Annotated in this window: 26 protein-coding genes; 13 read left to right on the forward strand and 13 right to left on the reverse strand. The window is 43.5% G+C overall.

The genetic code is table 11. The annotated features are described in order from the left end of the window. Positions 1 to 75: 75 nt before the first annotated feature. The 3 genes from AC2A4J_RS16985 to AC2A4J_RS16995 form a co-directional block, all read right to left on the reverse strand. Positions 76 to 1137, reverse strand: coding sequence for a putative periplasmic lipoprotein (locus tag AC2A4J_RS16985; RefSeq protein ID WP_484176860.1), 1062 nt, complete (start codon positions 1135 to 1137; stop codon positions 76 to 78). A gap of 164 nt (positions 1138 to 1301) precedes the next feature. Next, positions 1302 to 2291 (reverse strand): oxygen-dependent tRNA uridine(34) hydroxylase TrhO, encoded by a 990-nt coding sequence (trhO, locus tag AC2A4J_RS16990; protein WP_484176861.1) that lies wholly within the window; start codon positions 2289 to 2291, stop codon positions 1302 to 1304. Positions 2292 to 2417: 126 nt separating this feature from the next. Further along, positions 2418 to 3110: a 2OG-Fe(II) oxygenase gene (locus AC2A4J_RS16995; protein ID WP_484176862.1), complete on the reverse strand. Its 693-nt coding sequence runs from the start codon at positions 3108 to 3110 to the stop codon at positions 2418 to 2420. A gap of 118 nt (positions 3111 to 3228) precedes the next feature. On the opposite strand from AC2A4J_RS16995, the gene radD reads away from it, so the two are divergent. Next, a complete protein-coding gene (gene radD, locus AC2A4J_RS17000; protein WP_484176863.1) occupies positions 3229 to 4986 on the forward strand; it encodes a DNA repair helicase RadD in 1758 nt (585 codons plus the stop codon). Positions 4987 to 4991: 5 nt separating this feature from the next. Here radD and AC2A4J_RS17005 read toward each other — a convergent pair whose 3' ends face one another. Beyond that, complete coding sequence (locus AC2A4J_RS17005) at positions 4992 to 5579, reverse strand: TetR/AcrR family transcriptional regulator (protein ID WP_255824841.1); 588 nt, start codon at positions 5577 to 5579, stop codon at positions 4992 to 4994. An 82-nt stretch (positions 5580 to 5661) separates the two neighbouring features. Further along, entirely contained in the window at positions 5662 to 6426 is a 765-nt protein-coding gene (locus AC2A4J_RS17010) for a DUF1499 domain-containing protein (protein ID WP_484176864.1), read from the reverse strand. 366 nt (positions 6427 to 6792) lie between these two features. On the opposite strand from AC2A4J_RS17010, the gene AC2A4J_RS17015 reads away from it, so the two are divergent. Next, positions 6793 to 7440, forward strand: a complete 648-nt coding sequence (locus tag AC2A4J_RS17015; RefSeq protein ID WP_484176928.1) for a tRNA-uridine aminocarboxypropyltransferase — start codon at positions 6793 to 6795, stop codon at positions 7438 to 7440. A 58-nt stretch (positions 7441 to 7498) separates the two neighbouring features. Here the strand turns inward: AC2A4J_RS17015 and AC2A4J_RS17020 are convergent, their stop codons facing one another. Next, entirely contained in the window at positions 7499 to 7981 is a 483-nt protein-coding gene (locus AC2A4J_RS17020) for a DUF2947 family protein (RefSeq protein WP_255824925.1), read from the reverse strand. Between the two features lie 163 nt (positions 7982 to 8144). Between AC2A4J_RS17020 and AC2A4J_RS17025 the strand changes: the two genes are divergently transcribed. Together AC2A4J_RS17025 and AC2A4J_RS17030 are read left to right on the forward strand one after the other, a co-directional pair. Further along, the gene (locus tag AC2A4J_RS17025) at positions 8145 to 8336 is read left to right on the forward strand and encodes a hypothetical protein (RefSeq protein ID WP_484176865.1); all 192 of its coding nucleotides are present in this window, start codon (positions 8145 to 8147) and stop codon (positions 8334 to 8336) included. 150 nt (positions 8337 to 8486) lie between these two features. Next, a complete protein-coding gene (locus AC2A4J_RS17030) occupies positions 8487 to 9131 on the forward strand; it encodes an HAD family hydrolase (protein ID WP_484176866.1) in 645 nt (214 codons plus the stop codon). 42 nt (positions 9132 to 9173) lie between these two features. On the opposite strand, the gene AC2A4J_RS17035 is transcribed toward AC2A4J_RS17030, so the two are convergent. Then, the gene (locus AC2A4J_RS17035; RefSeq protein WP_255824928.1) at positions 9174 to 10202 is read right to left on the reverse strand and encodes a nucleoid-associated protein; all 1029 of its coding nucleotides are present in this window, start codon (positions 10200 to 10202) and stop codon (positions 9174 to 9176) included. Positions 10203 to 10288: 86 nt separating this feature from the next. On the opposite strand from AC2A4J_RS17035, the gene AC2A4J_RS17040 reads away from it, so the two are divergent. The 5 genes from AC2A4J_RS17040 to AC2A4J_RS17060 all read left to right on the forward strand — a co-directional run bounded on the left by AC2A4J_RS17040 (position 10289) and on the right by AC2A4J_RS17060 (position 13260). Then, positions 10289 to 10606, forward strand: coding sequence for a hypothetical protein (locus AC2A4J_RS17040; protein WP_255824929.1), 318 nt, complete (start codon positions 10289 to 10291; stop codon positions 10604 to 10606). Positions 10607 to 10699: 93 nt separating this feature from the next. After that, on the forward strand, positions 10700 to 11122 hold the full coding sequence (locus AC2A4J_RS17045) for a VOC family protein (protein WP_484176867.1): 423 nt from the start codon (positions 10700 to 10702) through the stop codon (positions 11120 to 11122). A gap of 118 nt (positions 11123 to 11240) precedes the next feature. Further along, complete coding sequence (locus tag AC2A4J_RS17050; protein WP_484176868.1) at positions 11241 to 11870, forward strand: OmpA family protein; 630 nt, start codon at positions 11241 to 11243, stop codon at positions 11868 to 11870. Between the two features lie 263 nt (positions 11871 to 12133). Further along, positions 12134 to 12283 carry a hypothetical protein gene (locus tag AC2A4J_RS17055; protein ID WP_484176869.1) on the forward strand — a complete coding sequence of 50 codons (150 nt, stop codon included), beginning with the start codon at positions 12134 to 12136 and terminating at the stop codon, positions 12281 to 12283. A gap of 56 nt (positions 12284 to 12339) precedes the next feature. Beyond that, positions 12340 to 13260 carry a DMT family transporter gene (locus AC2A4J_RS17060; RefSeq protein WP_484176870.1) on the forward strand — a complete coding sequence of 307 codons (921 nt, stop codon included), beginning with the start codon at positions 12340 to 12342 and terminating at the stop codon, positions 13258 to 13260. Positions 13261 to 13435: 175 nt separating this feature from the next. On the opposite strand, the gene AC2A4J_RS17065 is transcribed toward AC2A4J_RS17060, so the two are convergent. The 3 genes from AC2A4J_RS17065 to AC2A4J_RS17075 all read right to left on the reverse strand — a co-directional run bounded on the left by AC2A4J_RS17065 (position 13436) and on the right by AC2A4J_RS17075 (position 18584). After that, positions 13436 to 14848, reverse strand: coding sequence for an 8-oxoguanine deaminase (locus AC2A4J_RS17065; RefSeq protein ID WP_484176871.1), 1413 nt, complete (start codon positions 14846 to 14848; stop codon positions 13436 to 13438). 195 nt (positions 14849 to 15043) lie between these two features. After that, positions 15044 to 16561: a BCCT family transporter gene (locus AC2A4J_RS17070; RefSeq protein ID WP_484176872.1), complete on the reverse strand. Its 1518-nt coding sequence runs from the start codon at positions 16559 to 16561 to the stop codon at positions 15044 to 15046. Between the two features lie 28 nt (positions 16562 to 16589). Beyond that, positions 16590 to 18584: a CocE/NonD family hydrolase gene (locus AC2A4J_RS17075; protein WP_484176873.1), complete on the reverse strand. Its 1995-nt coding sequence runs from the start codon at positions 18582 to 18584 to the stop codon at positions 16590 to 16592. A gap of 112 nt (positions 18585 to 18696) precedes the next feature. On the opposite strand from AC2A4J_RS17075, the gene AC2A4J_RS17080 reads away from it, so the two are divergent. Next, a complete protein-coding gene (locus AC2A4J_RS17080) occupies positions 18697 to 19626 on the forward strand; it encodes a LysR substrate-binding domain-containing protein (protein ID WP_484176874.1) in 930 nt (309 codons plus the stop codon). 122 nt (positions 19627 to 19748) lie between these two features. After that, positions 19749 to 20609 carry an NAD(P)-dependent oxidoreductase gene (locus tag AC2A4J_RS17085; protein WP_484176875.1) on the forward strand — a complete coding sequence of 287 codons (861 nt, stop codon included), beginning with the start codon at positions 19749 to 19751 and terminating at the stop codon, positions 20607 to 20609. Positions 20610 to 20866: 257 nt separating this feature from the next. Here AC2A4J_RS17085 and AC2A4J_RS17090 read toward each other — a convergent pair whose 3' ends face one another. Next, the gene (locus AC2A4J_RS17090) at positions 20867 to 21421 is read right to left on the reverse strand and encodes a TetR/AcrR family transcriptional regulator (protein WP_255824966.1); all 555 of its coding nucleotides are present in this window, start codon (positions 21419 to 21421) and stop codon (positions 20867 to 20869) included. A gap of 147 nt (positions 21422 to 21568) precedes the next feature. On the opposite strand from AC2A4J_RS17090, the gene AC2A4J_RS17095 reads away from it, so the two are divergent. Together AC2A4J_RS17095 and AC2A4J_RS17100 are read left to right on the forward strand one after the other, a co-directional pair. Beyond that, positions 21569 to 22552: an NAD-dependent epimerase/dehydratase family protein gene (locus AC2A4J_RS17095; protein WP_255824968.1), complete on the forward strand. Its 984-nt coding sequence runs from the start codon at positions 21569 to 21571 to the stop codon at positions 22550 to 22552. Between the two features lie 58 nt (positions 22553 to 22610). Further along, entirely contained in the window at positions 22611 to 22763 is a 153-nt protein-coding gene (locus AC2A4J_RS17100; RefSeq protein ID WP_255824969.1) for an NAD(P)-binding domain-containing protein, read from the forward strand. Between the two features lie 28 nt (positions 22764 to 22791). Here the strand turns inward: AC2A4J_RS17100 and AC2A4J_RS17105 are convergent, their stop codons facing one another. Together AC2A4J_RS17105 and AC2A4J_RS17110 are read right to left on the reverse strand one after the other, a co-directional pair. Then, positions 22792 to 23343: a histidine phosphatase family protein gene (locus tag AC2A4J_RS17105; protein WP_484176876.1), complete on the reverse strand. Its 552-nt coding sequence runs from the start codon at positions 23341 to 23343 to the stop codon at positions 22792 to 22794. Positions 23344 to 23427: 84 nt separating this feature from the next. Then, complete coding sequence (locus AC2A4J_RS17110) at positions 23428 to 24618, reverse strand: BaiN/RdsA family NAD(P)/FAD-dependent oxidoreductase (RefSeq protein WP_484176877.1); 1191 nt, start codon at positions 24616 to 24618, stop codon at positions 23428 to 23430. Positions 24619 to 24880: the final 262 nt, after the last annotated feature.

Raw genomic sequence — 24880 nt, forward strand, 5'->3', positions numbered from 1 at the left:
AAGAAATGAGCTGACAGGAATACTATAGAGAACAAAATACCCCACAGGCTAAATCAGCCTAGTGGGGTGTCGAATTTATTGACGATCCTTTAATTTGAAGTCTTTTGGAACCTCAAAACGGCTGGTATGTTCACCGGACATATTAGCGGCTTTCACTTCTCGAATATAAGAAATAATCGGCTTACCGTCTTCCATCCCCATCCATTTTTTGGCACCTTTTTCTGCTTGATCAGAAAAGAAACTACCTGCCATGTCTTTCAAAGAGTTAACAGGGTCTTTGGCATCAAACTTAGGGTCATCCTTTTTAGCTTCTGTCTCTGGGCAAGTATTCACATCTGCATACCACTCAAGTTTCACAGAGATTGGCTCACCACCAACGGATGTCAGTTTTTTCATTTCATTTTCTTTTCCCGCACTAAAGAAAGCCATCGAGCTTTCCATATTTTGATCAAGCAAACGAGCCAAAGGGGTTGGAGCAATCACTTTGTTGAAATACTTTTGATCAAAGTCATGCGCCACTTTCAAAGCCTGATTATTAGACACATCAGCCATCCAATAATCCATCGTAACCACGTGTTCATCACGATTACCTTGATCATCTTCACTCACTAAATCCCATCGAGCAACATACTGGTCAGCGACAAATCCATTTATCTGTCGACCTCGCGCTTTGGGCGTCACAGTAAAGTCGTATTTCTTCACAACGACCTTACAACTGTCATCTCCAGCAGGATTGTAGTCTTCCTCATCGCCTTCGCCTTTATTTTTAAGCTTTTCTAGAGGGCTCAAAGAGCTACAACCAGACAAGGGACACTCAGCGTAGTTTTCTGCACTATAATTGACCTGCCAAACTAAGTTTTTATCTAAGCGAGTAATTTCAGCCGTGTGATTATCGCCTGCAATGGTACTTGTTACCCAAGAATCATACTCTGTCTTTACTTCTTCAGTGCTTTTGTTCCCAGCGGTATAACGAACCCTTGTTTGAGTTCCATCAGGTACCAAAGGACCACTGGTGCGTATGCTGGTTTTTAGCACACTTGTATCAACCACGGGCGTTTTATCGACGACTTGACTAGCACAGCCTGACAACAGTAGAGCGGCGCCGGAAATGGCGAATAGGGACTTCGAATACTTCATGAAAAGAATCCTTCTAAAATTAATCCAATAAATGACAGGCCTAAAAAACGGTAATCAGCCCGAGCGAGTAAGAATACTAGATCTATCACCTTCTAATTTCAACACCAACAAAAAAGGCCAGCATCAATGCTGGCCTTATAAAATACTCAATCAAAACAATATTATCAGGCTTGTTCACGAACCTTGCGCTGACGCTCTTTTTCTAGCGCTTTTTCCAAACGATGTTTTTCAACTGCATCCAGCACTTCCGCACCGATATGCTCTTCACCACGAGAACGGGCCAGCTGAACTTGACGCTCACGCTCGATAAAACGTTGACGCTGCTCATCGGTGAATTTATCAACGCAATGCACGCAACTCACACCTTGAATGTAATGCTCGCTTTGTTTCTCTTCTTCGGTAATCGGCATACGACACGCATGACATTGGTCGTATTCGCCTTTTTGTAGATCGTGATTTACAGACACACGATTATCAAACACGAAACACTCACCTTCCCATAAGGTTTCTTCTTTCGGCACTTCTTCCAAGTACTTCAAGATACCACCTTCAAGGTGGTACACCTCTTCGAAGCCTTGTTCTAACATATAAGCGGTGGATTTTTCACAACGAATACCACCCGTGCAGAACATAGCAACTTTTTTCTGTTTCGCTGGATCCATGTTTTCTTTCACATAGGAAGGAAACTCACGAAAGGTCTCTGTTTTTGGGTTAACCGCATTTTTGAACGTGCCAATTTGCACTTCATAATCGTTACGGGTATCAACAAGAACCACATCAGGATCAGAAATTAAAGCGTTCCATTCAGTCGGCTTAACATAAGTACCGACCACGCGCTTAGGATCGATACCTTCAACGCCCATGGTAACGATTTCTTTTTTCAGTTTTACCTTTGTGCGGTAGAACGGCATGCCTTCGTCATAAGACTCTTTGGTGACAATGTTATCCAAACCTGGCTGCTGATCTAACCAAGCCAACATGGTATCAATACCTTCACGAGAACCCGCTACCGTACCATTAATACCTTCACTTGCTAGCAACAAAGTACCGCGAATCGCGTTGTCTTCTAAGGTTTTTTGGAGGGGCTCACGAATGGACTCAAAATGAGGTAGAGCGACAAATTTATAAAGGGCACACACAACGACTTTAGACATAACATTCTCCTATGCGATCTGGAACGTAAAACCAGAGCAATTAAACAAGGCGCGCATTATAAAGATTTATAGACCATTTTTCGAGGCCAAATCCTAAAAAAACCATACAAACAAAAGGGAATAAATTTACTGATCTGGATCAAGCGTAGACCCAGTGGTGCTATTAACACGGAACCAGCCAGCAATACTGTGCCGAGTCCGTTTCGCCACGACCACTTCATGATAAAAGCATTCGCTCAAAAACACCGCCAAGCGCCCTTTTTTCGGAAAGAATCGCCCTACCTCGACAGATGGATCATTCTCGTCGTAAATAATCAATTCACCACCATCGCCATCTTGCCAATCTTCGTTCAGATACAAAACGGTCGATAAAATACGATTACTCTCGCCTTTAAAGGCATCTATGTGTTTTTCGTAAAACGCCCCTTTTTCATATCGGGCAAAATGCGCTTCATAATCGAACAAACCTAAGAACAAACGACGATTGAGTGCGACACGCAAGTCCGCCATCATTTTTAAAAAATCGGTGCGAATAGCTTTGTCTGGATCAATCCACTGAATGTAATCACGTCGTGCATCCAAAACAATTTGGTGATCTTGCTTACGACCAATACCCGCCTGCAACATCACCGCATTTTGTATGCTTTCTGCCTCATCCATTAACGCCTGAGTAAAATCCGTTGAAAAAAAGTCGTCCTGTATGCTCCACCCCTTGGTCTGTAAATCCATTAATAAATTAGCAAATGGCTCCTCCCTACTGAAAGCGGGAATAGAATTTTCAACATACAGACGTTTAGCTGGCAGAACTTTGTTAGACATAGATAGATTCGTCACTTAAAAAAGATCACTTGTAAAAAGGCAAAATTACGACAACAGGTATGATACTGTAGCCAAAGACACAACACACCAAGATTTCACCTGATAGATTTAAAACAAAATGACCCAAACCTTTCAATTACGAGACTACCAAATTCAAGCCGTTGAGGCGTCTTTGGGACACTTTCGTAATAGCGACGACCCAGCCGTTATTGTACTTCCAACAGGTGCAGGAAAAAGCTTAGTAATAGCAGAGCTTAGTCGATTAGCCAAAGGTCGAGTTATTTGTCTGGCACACGTGAAAGAACTGGTTGAACAAAACCACGCAAAGTTCTTGGCGACCGGTGCATCGGCGGGGATTTTCTCTGCTGGGCTAAGTCAGAAAACCAGTACAGAAAAAACCACTTTCGCCAGCATACAATCACTATCGGCAAACCTTGATGATTTTAACGAACCCGCAAGCTTAATCATCATTGATGAATGCCATCGCGTCGGCATGGAAGAAAGTGGCCAATACAATAAAACCATCGAACATTTTCGAGCACTAAACCCGAAGGTAAAAATTCTCGGTTTGACCGCTACACCCTATCGTTTAGGCAGTGGCTGGATCTACCAGAATCATTACCATGGCTACACGCGAAGCTGCACTAACTCATTATTCAAAAAATGTATTTTTGAGCTACCACTCCAACACATGGTGAAAAAAGGCTATTTGACGCCGCCTATACATTACGATGCCGCAATTGCTCATTATGATTTCAGCTTACTAACCGAGAGCTTGGATGGCGAGCAAAACACCGACGACATCGCCTTAAACGAGCTGATTCATAAACACCCAAGAGTCACCGAAGCCGTTACCGAACAAATATTACAACTTAGCCAAGATCGCCAAGGCGTGATGATTTTTGCTGCCACCATAGATCATGCTAAAGAAATCGCCAGCTACTTACCGGCAGATAAAACCGCGCTAATAACCGGTAAAACCAAGCTCAAACAACGCGATTCATTAATCACTGCATTTAAAAATAAAGAGATCAAATACTTGGTTAACGTTTCCGTATTAACCACCGGATTTGATGCGCCCCATGTGGACGTAATCGCCATATTACGGCCAACGCAATCAATCAGTTTATTCCAACAAATTGTCGGCCGTGGTTTGCGTTTAAGTCCTGGCAAAAAAGACTGCTTGGTCTTGGATTATACCAATAATGGCTACAATATATTTCAACCTGAAATTGGCGAAAAGCGCCCAACTCAAGATTCAGTGGCAGTGCAAATTCATTGCCCTGCGTGCGACTTTGCCAATACATTCTGGGGAAGAAAAGACGCCGAAGGTAATATCCTTGAACATTTTGGACGCCGCTGCCATGGCCTAGTGGAAACCGAACACGGAGAAGAACAATGCACGTATCGCTTTCGCTTCAAACGCTGCCCTCATTGCAATGAAGAAAATGACATCGCTGCACGACAGTGCCAACATTGCGCCGAAAAACTCATTGATCCGGACGATTTATTAAGAAGCGCACTCAATCTAAAAAACAACAAAGTATTGCGCTGCTCAGCGATTACGCCAGAAATAAACATCAAAGAAAAAAGCATTAAGATCACCTATCACGATGAAGATGGATTAACACTGGCAGAGACATTTCGTTTTAATTTCAAGAAGTCCCGACAAGCGTTTAACGACCTATTTGCGCGGAGGATTGCCAACGGCAGTCAATCTATTGAATTTGATAATCTTGAAGAGGTGGAACGCTTTTTACCGTATCTTCCTGCGCCTGATTTCGTCATCGCGAAAAAGCAAAAGCAACATTGGCAGGTCACTGAACGATTATTCGATTACCAAGGACCTTATCGAAAAGCCAACGAGCTTAGTTAAAAGCATTAACCCTTGGCTTTTAACGCATTACGATAAGACATTTCAAACGGCAGATTCATTCGTTTCAAGTGGTCGATTGCAGCCGCACCCAAAACACCTTTTGGCACCCCTGTCAGCAAAACAAACCAATAGTTAGCAATCATATTTTCCGCAAAAATACCGGCGGTTTTATCGTCCACACCCACTTGCTTAAAGCGCTTAACGATACCTTCTGAAATAACCGCCATTTGATTGGTATGAAACCCACCCTTCGCCAAGCTATCTAGCAATACTTGCCGAGTAAATTCAGCGTATTCATCGTAAAAGTCAAATAAGACTTGAGCCATCTGCAAAAGGTAATCAATTGGCGAAGAGCTGGCTTTTTGAGAAGCAACAGCCGCGCGAAGCGCCACATCCATCTCATCAAAAAAGATATCTTTTACTAGGGAAAGTTTATCCGGAAAGTGTACAAACAAGGTTCCAACGGCGATGCCAGCTTTGTCACTTAAGTAGCGAGTACTGGTTGCCTCAATACCTTGCGTTAAAAAAGCTTGCTTGGCAATGGTTTTGATTTTAGATCGAGTATTGGCTTTTTGCTGCTGACGAAGACTCACCTTAACATTCCCCTAAGTAAGATATCAGGAGAGTCTAGCCTGTCTAATTTTCGAAAACGAGCATAATTTAACGCGTAGAACATTAACGCATTGAACTTAGATTCGGCATAGACGATCGAGCGAGGGACTCTGAAAGATCCGACATAAAAGACACAATACGTTCTGCATTTACACCAAAATCACCACTACCCACCCTTGAACAAGAGCGCATATCAACTCGAATTTTATCGGACTCCACCTGTGTGATACGAATTATCACATCATCACGAAAGCCAAAAATCGGCGTACGAGCGGTTGCCTCAATAATGCCGGCACCAGAGTACGTTGCCAACACATCCCAGCCTCTATCCTCAACAAGTTTTTCTATTTGAGAGTAAACAACCTCTTTGCTTTTCTCAGAAAACAAAGGCTCAACTTCAGGATAATATTTACGCTGAATAGGAGCCCAATCACGATTATAGCTCAGATCATTTTCTTGAGATTTACGGATGAAGTTAGCATTGAGAAAAGCAGGAGGGATATTTGTATCGGTTGTAATGTCGTTTATGTCAGGCAAATTGGCGCGTTGTAGATAAAAACCAATCCACATTAAGCTGTAGACCAAAGACACAATTAGAACCAAAAAGAAGAATCTCTGACACGCTATATTTCTTTCTTTCCAGCAAACACCTAGCGACACAGCAGCAAGCAAAGACAAAACCAAAGAAGCTAATACACTCTTACGGAGCATAGAAAAGCCTGTAATTGGTTCAAAAATCCCAACTCGAACACCGGCAATAGATATAAATGCAATACAACCAACCAACATGAGAAGAAGGTATAAAACCGGAGAGATATAACGACTCATAGACAACTCATAGCGAAAAAATAATATCTCACACCATATCGCGACTTGATGATAACGAACAGAAGCAACTGGCTTGTTTCGACGCATTCCTTTGTATTTGCATATTTTGTGTAAACTTTTCCGCAAAACACCTGAAAGAAGGCACTTTTTGTTAACAAATTGAAACATTTAACTCTATTTCTAACTCTCGATTTCACTCCTCCAAAATGCCATGCCAAACAAAAAAATACGCGTCATGTTGCCACTAGACATTTAATACAAAAAGCCGATAATTGCGCCGTTAAAAAATAGAGTGCAAAATAAATGAAGGCGATACCGAACAGACATTGTGTCGATATATTACGAGAGCAATGCAAAACAAACTCAATGAGACCCTTCATAGCAAGGGGATCAAATGCCGTTCGATGTACGAGTTGCCTAATGGCTGAATTCGCCTGCTTTTGCCACCTAAGAAAAAACCTTGTCTCGCCAATTGAATTTATTCTGCTTTTTCATCGCGATGAAATTCATAAACCCACCAATAGCGGCCGGCTCATCGCTGATTTATTTCCAAACGATACCCAAGCCTACCTATGGAGCAGAACCGAACCACATAAATCCTTACTGGATCATATAAATAGCAGACAAGGAAACTGCACGATATTGTTCCCAAACACAGAAACCGCACAAGCCAAGAATAGACTACTAAGAATGGCCGCCCCACCAAGCGATAAAGGCAATGAAAAACACACCTTTATTATCTTAGATGGGACATGGAAACAGGCAAGTAAAATGTTTCACCAAAGTGAGTGGCTTAAAGATATCCCTCACTTTGAAATTAACAGTGAAGCCCAGCGCTCTTTTCTTGTTAGACATTCAAGCCATCAAATGCAGTTCGCCACCGCTGAAGTGACCGCCATGCTACTAGATACGCTTGATCACCCCGAACAAAGCCAAGAGTTGCTAAGCTATTACCAAGCGTTCAACAAACATTGCTTGATAAGCCGAAAGCGCGGTAACAACGAGTCTTTGTGAAAGAAAGTTACATAAATAGAAAGCTAACTAAAACAACGAAATACCATTACTTCGTCTATTAAGACTCTCTAAACAACAAATTCACCCAACCGTTGGAATGAAACTGCGCCGCTTGTTTTTTCTTCTTTCCCACTAGAACAGGTCCATTATCTAAAAACAAAAACGCTTTCCAAGTGCGCTTAAACACACCCCAGCTAAGTTCAAAAACCAGCTCATTATGGCAGCAGAAAAACACCGTAGTATCTTCTCCCCAAGCAGAAAAATGCGCTAACACATCATCTGGCAATGATGGCTGTTCGCTATCCCATGCTTTTTCCCATTGTAGCTTACCGTCAGGGGCTTGAGCGCTGATTTTCTTCAACCAATCACGATCAGTAAAGTGATCTGGGTGTATTTGCTCATCACTAATATAGTCTCGCCAAATTTGACTGGCACGCAACTCACTCAACAAGCGAATGTCTTGTAGATCTTCCGTTTCGACTTTTGGATCATTACGTTTAAAAATCCAACTCTTTGAAAACTGTTCTAACGATTGGTACAAGGAGATTTCCTTAAATGTGTTCTGGTTTAGTAGACTTTAGTATGATGAAAAAAACTAACCTATAGAGTGAAAAAGGATCGTTTGTCCATTCAGTCAAGCTTAACTAGTATTAGCATTGTTGTAATAAAACAACATTTCTTAATTCGCACATCAGGAGAATACTATGGACTCTCAAGAACAATACGAAGCATTACTAGCAAAATGGGGCTACGCTGACACTTCTGTTGAAGATCAGGCTCGCCGTGAAAGACGCGCTCTTCGCATCAAAGCTGTTGTTGCTTTTTTCAAGAACTCTGTAAAAGCCATCAAAAAAGCAAGCGCTCGTCCTCAGCAACTTGGTCAAGCAAGCAACTAAGCTTCACAATAATAAGCCCATAATAATTGGGTGACAGTGTATCGTAAATAGATCTTTTAAAGGGGAGAAAAATAATAAAACCCCTCCCTTCCTTAACCCCCTCCAAATTCGCTATCATCAATACTCATTCACAACAAAACATCTTCTTTTATGACTTACTCTTACAAAGCAATAATCTTTGATTGCGATGGCGTTATTGTCGACACTGAAAACATATCCAATACTATTTTAAAATCTATGCTAAATGAATGTGGCCTCGAACTCGACGACGAGACCCTGCACGCAAAATTTACCGGATTCACCAACCAAGAAAACCTAATCAACGCAGAGAAACTACTCGGTAAACCACTCCCAGAGAACTTCGATGAAGATTACAGACAACGCTTTCACAACGTCATCGAAGCAGATTTAGAGCCAATAAAAGGCGTGCGAGATCTACTCAGTAAAATCAAAACTCCAATTGCCATGGCGACCAATGCACGTCGTAAAGAAATGGATTTCAAGCTAACAAAAATCCAGCTAGCAGAACGTTTTTCTACGCGTTTTTGTGTCGATGACGTAGAAAATGGCAAGCCAGCACCAGACCTTTACTTGAAAGCAGCGAAAGCACTCAATGTGGAACCAGAAGATTGCTTGGTAATAGAAGATTCAGTCGCAGGAATAACCGCCGGACGAGCAGCCGGAATGCGAGTACTCGCCTTTAGCGAAACACTTGATGAAAAAATGCAAACAGCCGCAGGCGCGACTGAGTGCTTTAAATCCATGAAAGAACTAGAAGGTCTGTTAGGTCTATAACAAGCTTTCTACCCGTTCATCTCAAACAGGTCGTGTTGTCTCTTAGTTAGACATAGACTGCAACTGTTTCAGCAGGCTCTTCGGCAAATCTTTAATCGTCAATGTGCCAGAGTCTGCATCAAACACAACAGACTCTGCCAAGAGTTCACTATCAAAACTGATCGTCAAAGCACGTGAACTACCAGACAAGCGCGTCAACTTTTTCAGCGCGGCTTTTTCAACGAAGATTTCTTTCTCCATCTTGAAGCTATCAGAATCGGCGATTTCTAAAAACTTATTTGCCTGCTCAACAGAGAATCGAGACTCAACCTGAGAAGCAATCTCTTTAATCGCCAACGGCTCGCGGTCTTGCGCTTTCGCCTGACAATGCTCAGAAACCACTTTCTTAAATTCATTCGCCTGCTTAGAAGGCAAACCTTCAGACTGACAAAACGCCGCAGTCAAATCCACCAGCTTGCGCGTTTCTTTTGCCGCGACCTTCGGTTCATCACAACCAATAAACTGAGTAAAGTATTCACTCTCAAATTTAGGCGCTCGACCAAAACGAAAAGAAATATAGCGACCTTCATCGCCCGCTTGCCACGCAGTCAAATTGATACGCAGCGACATATGAAGTTTTTCCATCTCAATTTGTTCGATTTGCGACAAACTCAGATCCGCACCAAGGCCAATGCCTTTTTTGCGTTTCAGCATCACTATGTACAAGAAATGCGTATCGTGAAGTTCGTAATGGTTAAACCACAACAAGCCACCTTCCGCTTCTTCAACAGGCTCTAAATACTTTAAGTATTCTGCCGCACAGTCTTTAGTAAATCCTGCAAAATCGACAAAAGTATCGTTCTTAAAATGCTTAAACAGCAAAGCGGGTAATTGTGCGCCCTCTTCACTTCCCTGAGGATTTACAAAACGTCCAGTATTCATACCAGAACGATTAAATAGATTCGTCACCTGAGCAGACAATGCTTCGGCTTGCCCATCAACAGGGTTTTCATTGGGACGTGCAATAAGTATCGCCTTACGCTCGCCTTCATGCTTTTGAATCTCATGCACAATTAAGTTGCTAATAGACACCAGCTACCTCTTACGTTTAATATGGATGATTACGATCATTTTTTAACCCATCGACTCACTAAAGGACAACCCGAAACCAAAACGCCATGATAAAACCCAAAACCACCAAAAGAGACACACGCGAAGAACTTGAGTCTCTGGTAGATCAATTTATCAAGAAAAACGGAACGATCCAGCAAGTCGACATGGGTGAATCCGGTTTAGTTGATGGCAAGTATAACACGAGCCACATAGGCTTTAACGAGCCAAAACAAGATCGTACCCCATTAAATCACGTTGTTGCTGCTATTCAACAACGAAAACACAGCAAATCCCCACCAGTAACACCTCCTAAGAAGCGACCTAAGAAAAAAATCATCTACGATGACTTTGGTGACCCCCTTCGCTGGGTTTGGGAAGAATAAGAAGATAAAAAGAGTCTTCTCTCTATGACTTTGAATTACTGGGCTGATACTGCAATAATGCTCCCACATTTTTAACAAAATTAGGGAGTTATCATGTCCATTAAATACCTACACGCCATGATAAGAACAGATAAGCCAGAGGAAAGTCATACATTCTATACAGAAGGTCTAGGACTCATCCAGACCAGACGTATGGACAGTGAGAAAGGACAATTCTCACTTATCTACTACGCCACAGAAAAAGGCGCACCAGAAGTTGAGCTGACCCATAACTGGAGCGATCGCGCCTACACTGGCGGCGACCAATTCGGCCACCTAGCCTTTGAAGTCGACAATATTTACCAAGTGTGTGAAAAGCTACAATCCATGGGCGTGACTATTTTACGACCACCGCGCGATGGTCATATGGCTTTTATTAAAGACCCGAACGGCATTTCCATTGAATTGTTACAAAAAGATGGATCTCTTGAAAGTGCTGAGCCATGGGCTTCTATGGAAAACACAGGTAGCTGGTAGTTACATAAGTTTACAAAAGCCCAAAATAATTAAACAAAGATACAAATATCCAATAGTTATCTGGGCAAGTATTTCTTAAGCTAACAGAATCGAAAAACTTAAAGGTAGCAATAGGGTCATGAAGACACTCATTAAAACCATCACATTAACAGGAACACTACTGCTTTGTGGACAGCTCGCAGCAGCAGAAAGCTTGTACGCCTCCAATGTACAGTCACGCCTGGCTGATGCAGATAGAGATGGTGTTATTGATGCTCGCGACCTTTGCCCTAATACTCCGGAAGGTGCAGCGGTAGACAACGACGGCTGCACCAACCAAAGTACAAAATTATTATCGGTAGAATTAAACGTTCTATTTGATAGCGGTAAAGCAGACATCAAATCGCGCTTTTACTCAGAACTAAAAGATCTGGCAAGATTCTTACAAGACCACCCTAAAAGTACAGTGGTTATTGAAGGACATACAGATAGCCAAGGTTCTGCAGAACTAAACCGCGACTTATCTCAACGACGAGCAACTGCGATTGCAGATGTACTCATAGACAGCTTTAGAATTAAAGCTGATAGAGTAAAAGGCATTGGCTATGGTGAAACCCGTCCTATCGCTGACAACGACACAGAAAGCGGGCGTAAGCTAAACCGTCGAGTCGTTGCAGAAGTCTTTGCAAAACAACAATTTGCCAACGAACGCTGGACAATCTACAGCGTGGACAAAAATGCCAGCACCGCGCTAAACAACAGAAACTAAGCGCTTAGTTAATAGAATCCCCTAAAAGCCAGTCATGATGAATGACTGGCTTTTTTTCGTTTGGAGATTGGGTTATTAACATTCTGGTTTTAATCATGAGAAATGATCTCACCAAGCTCATGTTACGATACAATATCCGTAATCGTAACGAACATACTTTAAAGATCAAAAACATAGACTCAAAAAGATAGAAGAAGAATTTTCGACCAGAATTAGAAAATACTTCCAACCAGAAGACTTAGCAAAAACAGAGGGCATGTAACATGCTATTGGAAAACAAACTCAATATCACTGACCAAATAGAACTCGCGAAAACAGAGGAAAAAATCAGTAAGCAAAAAGCCAAGCAGCTGTTTGACTCCAATGACATAGAAAAAGTTGAGATTGCTACCTTCTTCCCTAAGCTTGCATGAGTATGCTTGTACACCAAGAAAATCTGGGATCCGCTCTACCGTTTTAAGGATTGATAATGACCGCTTTGTTGAGCTTCTTCACTACTCGTATTCACTCCAATGCCTATATATTACTGATTTTATGCACTCTGTTTTGGGGCGGAAATACCATTGCGGGCCGTTTGGCGATTGGTCAGGTCTCACCCTTATCCGTGGTGTCTCTACGCTGGTTGATTGTGAGTAGCGTGATGTTGTTCTTTTATGGCCGTCAGGTACGTCAGGAATGGCACCTGCTGCGTCCTCATTTATTGAAAATGGTGCTGATGGCGACTCTCGGTTTCACCTGTTTTAACTCCCTGTTTTATATTGCAGCCTATCAAACCACCGCCATTAATATCGGAATCATTCAAGGCAGTGTCCCTGTACTGGTACTGCTCGGCGCCATGTTACTGTTTCGGGAAAAGGTCCATCTTTTGCAAGCCACTGGCATTATTTTCACCTTATTGGGAGTGACGCTAGTGGCTACTCGGGGTCACCTGAGTACGCTGTTAGAATTGTCCATTAACCCTGGGGACGGCTTAATATTGATCGCCTGTATTTGTTATGGCATCTACACCTTGGCCCTGCGCAGTAAACCCGATGTCTCCGCCATGGTGTTTTTTACTGTTTTGTCTTGTATTGGTGCCATCACAGCGCTGCCGGCTTTGGCCTATGAAGTCGCTACTGGCGCAGCCTACTGGCCCACACCGAAAGGTTGGCTGATTGTGCTGTATATTTCATTCTTTCCTTCGTTAATCTCGCAGGTGTTTTTTATGCGTGGGGTAGAATTGATCGGCCCGGCTAGGGCTGGGGTGTTTATCAATTTTGTACCGATTTTCGGCCCCATTTTAGCGGTGCTACTGCTGCACGAAACATTCCATGTTTACCATGCGATCGCCTTGGCCATGGTACTGGCAGGAATCTGGCTGTCGGAACGTAAAAAACGAGCGGTCACATAATTGATGTAGGATGATCTGATCACTGGGACAGATAGCTGCGTTTGAGTAAATGGTGCTGTCGTGAAAGCAAGAAACAATACTGACCAATCCTAAATTGGTCAGTATTGTTATCATAGAGCTGAATGACAATGCTTTCAGCTTGGTATCATAGGAAGCTAATTTTCGATCAAGATCGCTAACCCGCAACCAGTTGTTTGGCGCAGGCTTTATGTTTTTCTATTAAGGCTGGTAAGTCTAGGCCAATGATTTGCCCTTCTTTGACTCGCCATTGCCCGGCTATCATGACATGTTCGGCTTTTTCAGCACCGCATAGTAATAACGCGGCGATTGGGTCGTGACTCCCCGAAAACCTCAGTTCGTCTAGCTTATAAAAGGCGATATCAGCCTGTTTACCTGGGGCAATTTCGCCAATATCGTTACGCCCTAATAGGGTCGCTGAGCCTTTGGTTGCCCAGCCAAGCACTCGCTCTGGGGTGATGTTTTCAGCGCCGTATTTCAGGCGCTGGAGGTAAAGTGCTTGTCTGGCTTCGTACATCATATTTGAAGCGTCGTTGGACGCAGAGCCATCCACGCCAAGACCAATAGGAGCACCTGCTGCACTGAGGTCTAACGTAGAGCATATTCCAGAGGCCAAGCGCATATTAGAGACAGGACAATGACAAACCCCTACGCCTGCTGCTCCCAGCCGTTTGATCTCTTGCTCGTTAAAATGAATGCCGTGAGCCAACCAAGTTCTGTCGGTCAACCAACCGACGCTGTCCAAATAATCCACGGTGCGTAACCCAAAGGTCTTTAGGCAAAAGTCTTCTTCGTCCAATGTTTCGGCTAAATGAGTGTGTAAACGCACGTCTTCCTGTTGCGCTAATAATGCGCTGTCCGCCATTATCTCTCGAGTAACGGAAAAAGGAGAACACGGTGCCAGTGCGATTTGAATCTGCGCGCCCTCGCCTCGCTCATGGTATTGCTTAATTAAACGCTGACTGTCGGCCAATATGACATCACCACTTTGCACTGTGTGCTGCGGCGGTAAGCCGCCTTCTTTTTCCCCTAAACTCATTGATCCTCTGGTCAACATGGCCCGCATGCCAAGTTGTTTAACCACATCAACTTGCACATCTATCGCGTCTTCCATGCCCGTTGGGAAAAGGTAATGGTGGTCTGCCGCTGTGGTACAACCCGACAAAAGTAACTCCGCCATGGCAACTTGTGACGCCAATGACAGCGCCTCTGGCGTAAGTCGCGCCCATACTGGATAAAGTGTTTTGAGCCAAGGAAATAAAGGTTCGCTAACAACCGGTCCCCAAGCGCGAGTGAGGGTTTGATAAAAATGATGGTGGGTGTTAATTAGCCCGGGCAAGATAACCAGCTCACTGGCGTCGATCACCTCATCCACTGGATTCGCTGGTAATTGATCCAATGCCAGCACTTCTTTAATTTGGGTATTTTCAATAACAATACCACCACGTGCATCAAGTTCATTGGCCGTAAAGCACGCAAGGGGTTGTTTAATCCAAATACGTTTAGATGAAGAGTTAAGTGGCTTTTTAAGGTCTTGTTGATAAATATTATTTGGCTGTGTCGCAGACATAGCAGGCTCCTTGATGTTGAGTATCGTCAATTTGCCAGCTCAGTTATGCCCTGTCTGCTGATCCAGGGGCGTTTATGAAACGCATGTCTTTACTCTACACAAAATTTAATATGATGCAAATTAAGTAGCTAGGGAACTAAAAATGGCCTAGCGAAAGTGCTAAGCCATTTTGTTTACTGAGGTGAAGTTATCTAGTTAACCTTTTAATAACGCGGGATTCTTGATCCATTTAACCAAGGTAAAACTACAACAAAGGATAATCAATGTGGCGGGTAAGCCGCCAAGGTTCGATAAGGACTTAACGCCAGCCACGCCGACGGTGCTGACCATAATCCAAGCGACCAAACCTATGATGGTTCCCCATAACACTTTAATTGGCAATCCCGTTCCTTCTTGTGAGTCGGCATTGAAGTTTTTCACACACAAATCACCAATGGCGTCGGTACTGGAATCGGCTGCTGTTACATAAGAGATAAACGCAATAAATACCAAAATCAATGACGTTATTGAGCCAAGCGGTAACTCACCAAAAATATGGTAAAGCAATTGCTCAATGCCACCATCGTTTAATATGGCATACAGGCCGCCGTTGCTGGTTTGATCCATAAAGATGGCCGCCCCCGAGAACACAGAAATCCATAACAGCACAAACAAGCTAGGGAAAATAACGTTCACTTGGATAAACTCACGCACTGTGTAACCACGGGCAATCTTACCTAGGAACATCGCGGTAATGGGTGCCCAAGCGAACCAAACTGCCCAGTAGAACACGCTCCACCACTGCGGCCATGGATCACTGGCCGCTTGCCCAGTAAATAAGCTGAGACGGAAGAAGTTTTGCAAGAAAGCGCCAAAGCCTTCCACGCCAATGCCAAGCATATACAGAGTTGGCCCAAAGATCAGAGTGAAAACAAACAAACCAATCAATAACCAAAAGTTGATCATAGATAGACGCGCGATGCCTTTGATCAAGCCACGTGCCGCAGACAATACAAAGGTCAGCACAATCACGCCGATAATAATACCCAGAGTCAGCGCATTACGCTCAACCGGTAAATACTGACTCACACCACCCAGAAGAGTTAACGCGCCAGTACCTAACGATGACGCCATACCAACCACCAACGAATACAACGCCAGCGCATCAATCACATCGCCCATACGACCAGTCACGTATTTGCCAAAAACGGGGCGTAATGAACTACTGATAGAATATGGCAGTTTTAAATTATGGAACACCAAGGCAAAAATTAACGCTGGAACGGCGTAAATAGAATAAGGCGTTGGCCCCCAGTGCAAAAACATCGCCGAGAAAGCAAACAACACAGCGTTCGGACTATTGCTCTCAATACCCCAGCTTTCTGGTGGAGAATGCAAATGATACAGTGGTTCAGCCGTGGTCCAAAACAACACTCCCACGGCCAGAGTTGTACATAATACAATCATAAACCAACGAGATTTTTTGAGTTTTGGCGTGGCATGTTCGCCACCGATTCTGACATTTCCCAATTTGGAAAAGTAGGTAATAGCAATCAGCACCAGCAGATAGAAACTGCCCAAGCTGAACAGCCAAGAAAAATGCGATAAGACAAAATTATTGGCTATTTTGGTGTATTGAGTAAAAAGCGCCAAGTCCACCAAACTGAAAATTAACGCACCAACCAATATGATAAAGGTTGGAAAAAAGACCAAAGGTCGTAGTGATTTAAACATAAATTAGTATCCTAATAGAGATCATCGACTAAACGCCTGTTCGTTTGATGGTTTCCTCGAACTCTTTGCTGAAAATCAGCTCATCATCATGGAAGGCTTGCCACGTACTGGTGACATAAAAATAATCATGATCACAGCGCATGTGATAGACGCCCTTTAAGCCTGTCCACCAGCCTTCTCTCCCCATAGTTAAGTCAAATATCAGCTTGGATTCTGCCGTGAGCGGATCGTCAGGATGGATGGTCTGCCACTGACTCATGGACATATCAATCATGCTTTCGCAAGAGTTGTAATATTGGCGGCCGAAATCATCGTGGGTTTTTAACGTCACCAAGCCCGTTTTGCAATCCTGATGCACCACTCGCTCACTGTTCGTTGGGCGAAGAGTTTCACCATCGATCGCAACAGGTTCCTCTAATAGAGGTGGCTGAACTTCTGTCACCAAGCTCGTTCTATAAGGCACTTCAATACGACTTAAAGCAGACTCAAGTGTAATCGTGGCATGATCTGGAGATGGCCAAATTAACGGCCAACAGGCTGTCGAAACGGAGATACGCAATCTGTGCCCTGCTGGCACTTTATAGGCCACATGGTTAACCGGAATGGCAACATGGTAAAGCTCACCTGGATTCAACGGCTCGACAAACTCGTGGCTGTCTCTATGAGTTAGGTTCAACACGCCCACACTGATACGTGTGACTGCGCCATCGGGATGCACATCACAGACTCGTACAGCAAGGTTTGCTGTTGGCTTGTCACTACGAATCGCTAAATTCGCCATCACTTGGCCTGCAATCGCCAAATCTTCTTCAAGAGGTAAAGTATCGAAACATAATGAACCCGCATCATCAGCACGTTGATCGGCTGGTTGCTCCATTTCTAAACGAATCCCGACACACAAACGACCACCATTTAACCCCACTGTTTGTGGCGAGCAAATCTGCTGAGTTACGGCATTATCGTGTTTTGTATCGAGTAACTGCCCATTCGATGGAAACAAGGTTTTCCATTCGGTTTGCGGTGATGGCCAAACAGGCTCCGAAATCCATTGCCCAGCACGGTGCTCATAATCTGATTGAGGGCGCACACTGTCTTGCATGTAGTAGGTTAATTCTGGCTCATCGTCGATGCCATTTTTAATGCATTTTAACCAACGATCCCACCAGCGAACAGACTCTTTTACGTAATCCATTTTAGGATTTGGATAGGCTATATTGGGGTATTTATGCGCCCAAGGACCCACTAAACCTTTTCGAGGTACGTCTAAGTTTTCGAGTAAGCTAAAAACCGTATTGCGATAATTGTCTGCCCAACCACTCATGGCATAAACGGGAATCTTAATATCGCTGTAGTTTTCACATACAGAACCATGCTTCCAGTAGTCATTTCGTACTTGTTCAGTTAACCAAGGCTTCGCTAAAAATGGCATTTGGTTTAAACGATCCAGCCATTGCTCTTTCCAACCATCGCCAACCAACTTAGCATCTGGCGCGCGGCCTTGAGCGTAGGCCCAAAAAAATGATGCCCAATCGAGATTATCGTTCAATAAACAGCCACCCATGTAGTGCACATCTGTGGCGTAACGGTCGTCGGTAGAACATTGGGTAATGATGGCTTTTAATGCTGGCGGATTCAGTGCGGCGACTTGCAGTGAGTTAAATCCACCCCACGAAATTCCTACCATGCCAACACTGCCACTGCACCAAGGCTGCTCTGCCAGCCAAGCGATAATATCGAAACCGTCTTGTAGCTCTTGCTCGGTATATTCGTCGCTTGTGTGACCTTCTGATTCGCCGCAACCTCGAAGGTCAACTCGAATACAGGCATAACCTTGTGCGGCCGTTTGCGCCATAGTGATTTCGTCGCGGACAATCGTGCCGTCATTTTTACGATACGGCAAGAACTCCAAAATCGCGGGAACCGGTTTATCATCAGCATCGCTTGGTAGCCACGCGCGATAGGCGAGCTTAGTACCATCTGGTAATGGCAACATGGCGTGATGAATGTGTTTGATGTTTTGCATAACGTCCTTTCGTTCTATTTGTAGTGTCTATTTATCTTAGGAAGCTGAAATTGTAAGTAAAACGCTATTTTGTTAGCCTCATATGAACTAAAAGTTCAGGATAGATAGTTACATGCCGATCAATAACCGAACAATTCCCTCTCTAAACAGCCTTATTTTGTTTGAAGCATCGGCTCGCCTTGGCACGTTAACCAGTGCTGCTAATGAGCTGTGCGTTTCTCCGACGGCGGTCAGCAAACAAATCAAACAGCTTGAAAGTTTTCTGAATACCAAATTATTTATTCGTAAAAAAACTGGTTTGGAACTGACAAAAAAGGGACAAAATTATTTAGAAACGGTTAGACAAACTCTAGCTGCCTTGGCAGAAGCATCGCAAAAAATGGATGATAAAGTATCTCCTCTGCCGCTTAATTTAGAAATTGGCGCGTGCTTCAGCCACTTCTGGCTCATTCCGCATTTAGATAGTTTTCGCGATAAATACCCAGATATCATGCTTAATATAAGCATCAATAATGAGCGTAACATGAGCGAAGTAAACAGCGACGCATACGATGTGGCGTTTTATTACTCATCATTAAAAACCTCTTATAAAAACAATTTTTTGTTGTTTAACGAACGAATGCTATTAGTGTGCAGCCCAGGCTTTCTAGAAAAGCGTCCCGAGTGCCACGATTTGAAAAATATCTGGCAACAACCCTTACTTGGTCTCAAAGATGCCCCCGACTTCTGGGAAAACTGGCAAACATGGGCCGCTCACTCAGGAATAGATTACCAAGAACCATTAAACGAAATTCAGATGGAAGACCAAATCGCCGTCGTTCATGCTGCTCAAAATGGCTTAGGCATTGCCCTTGCTTGGGATTGGCATGTGGAAGACTTAATCGCCGAAGGCAGCTTAATCGCCCTCACGCCTCCTGTTGAATGTAAAAACAACGCCTTCTTCTTAACTCGAACCAAAAATGCCAACCAATACAGTGCCGAATGCTTTATTGACTGGGTTATGGAACTGGTAGCGGATCATAGGCAAGCCACAATGATCTAGCGGTCGCCTTCGCTCACGCCAATCACAACAATACCGTGATTTACGTATCACCATTATTTGCAGACGATAACTTTTTCTATTTGTTACACTGATGGAAATAACACCAAATAAGAGAGCATTTTATGAACAGTGTTGGATTTTTAGGTTTAGGCATCATGGGGAAAGCCATGGCTGAAAATTTAGTAAAAGCGGGATTTGACGTAACCGTTTGGAATCGTAACCCAGTAAAATGTGCTGAGTTAGTATCTCTAGGCGCTCGCCAAGGCGCAACACCAAAAGACGTAGCCGCAAGTTGCGATATTACCTTCGCCATGGTGTCTGACCCTGAAGCGGCGTTAGCGCTTTGCCAAGGCCCTGATAGCGTCGCGGCAGGCATTGGCGCTGGTCGTGGTTACGTTGATATGTCGACGGTTGACGACACAACCTCAAAAGCCATTGCCGATTTAATTTCTCAAGCAGGCGGACGCTTTTTAGAAGCGCCTGTTTCAGGTACGAAAAAGCCCGCTGAAGACGGCACGTTAATCATTCTTGCTGCGGGCGATCAATCGCTTTATGACGACGCAAAAAGTGCGTTTGAGGTGATGGGTAAAATGTCACCCTACCTCGGTGAAGTCGGCCAAGGCGCAAACATGAAGCTCGTCGTAAATATGATGATGGGCGGCATGCTAAGCATTTTCAGTGAAGGCATGTCTTTAGGACAAAAAGCCGGTTTAGACGGTCAGCAGATTTTAGACATCGTTGATGCGGGCGCCATGGCGAACCCTATGTTTAAAGGCAAAGGCGCCATGCTGCTAAAGGAAGACTACACCACCAGCTTTCCGCTTAAGCACATGCAAAAGGACATGCGCCTTGCCGTCGCCCTAGGCGATCAACTTGAGCAGCCTTTGCCAAACGCCGCTATTGCTAATGAAGCCTTTAAGCAAGCGATAAAAGCAGGCTTTGCAGAGGAAGACATTGCCGCAGTTTATAAAGTAATAAAGTAGTGATTGCAGTAACATTTAAGAAGGTAATGGAGTACTCCTCTACCTTCTTTCCTTTTCTCTCTTCTCAGTGTGCTATCTAAATTCATCGCTCCATAAAATTGGAATATGAGCTTTCTTGGCCTGTAAGCCGCGTCCTTACGTGAGCATTTTTTGAGAAAAGTGAAATCTTAAAATTCAGCAGCAATCGACAACACCATACAAAACAACATTCCATTAAGAGAGTTATTAAATTAAGCCGTTCGGCATTTACCTTCGCTTCAAGTCATATTTAAAAAAACAGGTTTGACCGTTTTAATTATAATATCGATTAATAGGTCAATTTGATTTGTTAATGTTTCTAAAGTTTGTGCATCAGCCTTAATTCCACGAGAAGTAACTGAAAAAATGTAAGCTAAATCTTGAGCATCCAAACTAGAATCCGTTGGCAGAACACCCCTGATTAACTCAGCAAGCATAGCCTGAAAAATTTCATAGTGATTATTAACTGCGTCAGGCGCATAAGAAGATACATTTTGTAAAATATCTCGCCCTGTATCCAACTCTATCACTGAAGCTGCTGGCTGAAGCGTCCAAACATCAAAAAAACGTTCAAGCTTTCCACGAAACGATAGATCAGACAAAGCTAACCCTTCTGTCTCACGAATATTATGCTCTAGTGATTCATTAATTAGCCCTACGACAATCGACTCTTTATTTGGGTATGATTTATAAAGAGTGGTTCGAGAGATCTGACAGGCATTGGCAATGTCTGTCATGGTCACTTTAGGGTACCCATATTTCAAAATGAGTTTTTGCGCTTCTCTGAGAATCATTACGTTAAATTCTATCCATCTTCTGTAGACACGAAAGCATGTCTGAAAAACACATTGACATCAAGCGTTAACCTGTTAAGTTACCTCTTGTGAACAAAATAACAAAATATGTTCACATGTTAAACTACAAGTTAATATAGGTTCTCTATGAAAATTTTTATATCAGGCGTTACAGGTTATGTTGGACGGAATGTTGCTAGGCACTTAGCTCAGTCTCATGAGATCGTTGGTCTTTCACGAGACAAAGAAAAAACCAAAATCCTTAAAGACACCCAATTAACATTCGTATATGGGGATTTACTTAGTCACACACTAAGGAACGACCTAAAAGACTGCGACATCGTAATTCATACAGCCGCGGATACAGACCACAAGAACCTTTCCAAAAACCAATTTAAAACTAATGTCGATGGTACAGCCCAACTGCTCAAAGCCGCAAAGGCAGCTGGAGTGAAGCGGTTCATTCATATCAGCACTGATTCAGTACTACTGACAGGCAAGCCTATAAAAAATGTATCGGAAGACGCCTCATATCCCAAAAAAAGTGTAGGAGACTACTCACACACCAAGCAACTAGCAGAAAAGATAGTGTTGAATGCGAATTGTGACACTTTCACTGTTATTGTGCTGAGACCTCGCTTTGTCTGGGGTCGCGACGATACAACAGCCATGCCACAAATACTAAAGGCTATTGAAAATCAAACTTTTGCCTGGATCGGCGGCGGACACTATCTCTCGTCAACGACACACATTGCTAACTTATGCAATGCAATTGAAGCCTCTCTCTATTACGGCGCCCCTAAGGCAATCTATTTCATTAGCGATGGCGATGATAGACCATTCCGAGAGACCATTTCCGGCATAATCGAAGCGCACGGGCTAACTGTGCCAGATAAAAACATCCCTGCTTTTATCCCTCTCGTAATTGCAAAGTTAGACAGCTTACGCCGTCGTCTAGCCCCAAAAAGCAGTCCACTTCCTGTTACTTTCCAAGAATACGCCACAAGCGCTGTAGAGGTTACCCTAGATATTACCAAAGCTAAACAAGACTTAAGCTATCGTCCAATGATGACATTTCAAGCAGGACTAGATGAATTAAAAACAACAAAGTCGACCAAGCAGCTATCGTAATATAACGAGCAGAGTTGGTTTCTTGCAGTGGTCAGCAGCTTTCAATCAGCTTAAGCATATGCAAAAGGACACGCACCTTGCTGTCGCCCTAGACGATCAACTAGAGCAACCTGTGCCAACCGCCACGATTGCCAATGAAGCGTTCAAACAAGCCATAAAAGCTGGCTTTGCGGAAGAAGACATTGCCGCGGTTTATAAAATCATAAAGTAGCGCCCGCTGCCACAGTCGTCCATCACATTTATCTTGGCTCAATGCGAGCCAAAATTTTCACTGGCATCGTGAGAGGCAGTGCAAGAATGGCGGCTTCACCAGAACTTGGGTAGATTTGTGTTAAGGCGGTGAAATTCACTTGGTGCGTGACCAATATAGTGGGTTTACCCACAGACTCATGGGAAAACATCCGCAGTACACCTTCTGTTTGAGCAACCCTATCTCCTTGGCCTGCAAAAAATGAGTTCAGTATTGGCAATGATTCCACCTCACCCAGCGACATCAGCTGCGCCGTTTCTAAGCAACGACACCATTGACTGCTATAAACCTGAACCGGGCCGCTATGTTGGCTTCGAATATATTCCCCCCAAGCGACGGACTGTTTTCGTCCTATATCATTGAGGTTGCGTTGAGTACTGCAATCCTCTAAAGCAAACCCACTGGGATCACCGCCACCAGGAGCTAAAGCATGTCGCATGATAAAAACCGCCTTTCCATCACGCCATGCCTGCCAAGCGGTCGCATCTGCCCAGCTGACTAACGGCCAAACACATAACATCAACAACATAAACCATCGCATCATAACCACCCTCACAGCCTTTCTTAACTGTACGCAATGGCACAACAATAAGTTCAATAAATTAAGTTATATATCGGTAAACCATCAAACATACTGCCCAGCACAAAAGCCACTCGCCCAGGCCCATTGGAAATTATAGCCGCCAAGCCAGCCAGTCACGTCTAGGACTTCACCTATAAAGTAGAGACCTTTTTGTTTTTGTGATTCAAAAGTTTTCGAAGACACTTCGTTGGTGTTAACACCACCAAGGGTAACTTCCGCGGTGCGATAGCCTTCTGTTCCATTCGGTGCGATGTCAAAGTTCGCGAGATAATTGAACAAACTGTCGACCTGTTCGTTCGAGGTTTGTGCGCTGCGTTCAGTCAACCAAGGGAATTCGGCTTTTATTAGCTCTACCAATCGCTTTGGCAAAACATTAGACAAGAAACCCTCGTAGCTCTTTTTCGGAGTACTTTGGCGAACATCAAGTAAGTCGACTAACGACAAGGTCGGAGCGATATTAATGCTAAGGGCTTCACCTGGTTGCCAGAAATTGGTGATTTGTAATATGGATGGACCGCTCACGCCACGGTGAGTAAACAACATTGGCTCTTGGAAAGTGACGCCATTTGCCGTTGCGGATATTTCACAGGCAATACCTGATAGCTCAGAAAATTGTGCTTTACGATCTGGCTGTACAGTAATAGGTACCAAGCTAGCACGTGTCGATAAAATATCATGTCCAACTTGCTTGGCTATATCGTAACCAAAACCTGTCGCGCCCATGGTAGGAATTGATAAACCACCTGTGGCAACCACAAGAGATTCACAAGCAAAGTCTCCTTGATTAGTTTTGACAACGGTCTGTCCGTCTTGAAAATCAATATTATGAATTTTTGTGTTTAACTTTAGCTCTGCACCAGACCATTCAAGCTCTGTCAGCAATATATCAAGTAGATCTTTTGCGGAATGTTCACAAAATAATTGTCCCGGTGTTTTCTCTACATAATCCAGACCATGGCGATCCACGAGATCAACAAAGTCTTGAGATGAAAAGCGACGTAGTGCAGAAATGCAAAAGTGGGGGTTGTCAGATAAAAAATGCTTAGGTGCCGCATCCATGTTGGTGAAGTTACAACGCCCACCACCGGACATAAGAATCTTTTTACCTGCTTTGTTTGCGTGATCCAACACCACTACTTTTTTCCCACGGTAGCCAGCTGTTGCTGCACACATTAAACCAGACGCTCCGGCACCAATTACGATCACATCAACGTTATCCACAACCAACCTCATTACTCATTTGTGGCTGCATTATAGTGTCTGACACATTTATTACCATCGAATACGGTGAGTTTTCTATCATCTGCCGACAAAAAAAGAACAAAGAAATCTTGTCCACAGAAACCGTTAAGAAGGCTGTGGGAATCATTAAAATCCCCTTTAAATTCAATCAAGTAAATAAAATCAAACATTATTTTTTAAATATTCAAAAAATCCCATCTAGATCAAAATCAAGAATTTTTTTGAGAATTGCAAACTATTTTTGAAAAAGACG

It is taken from the genome of Marinomonas sp. ATLA20, assembly GCF_057180105.1.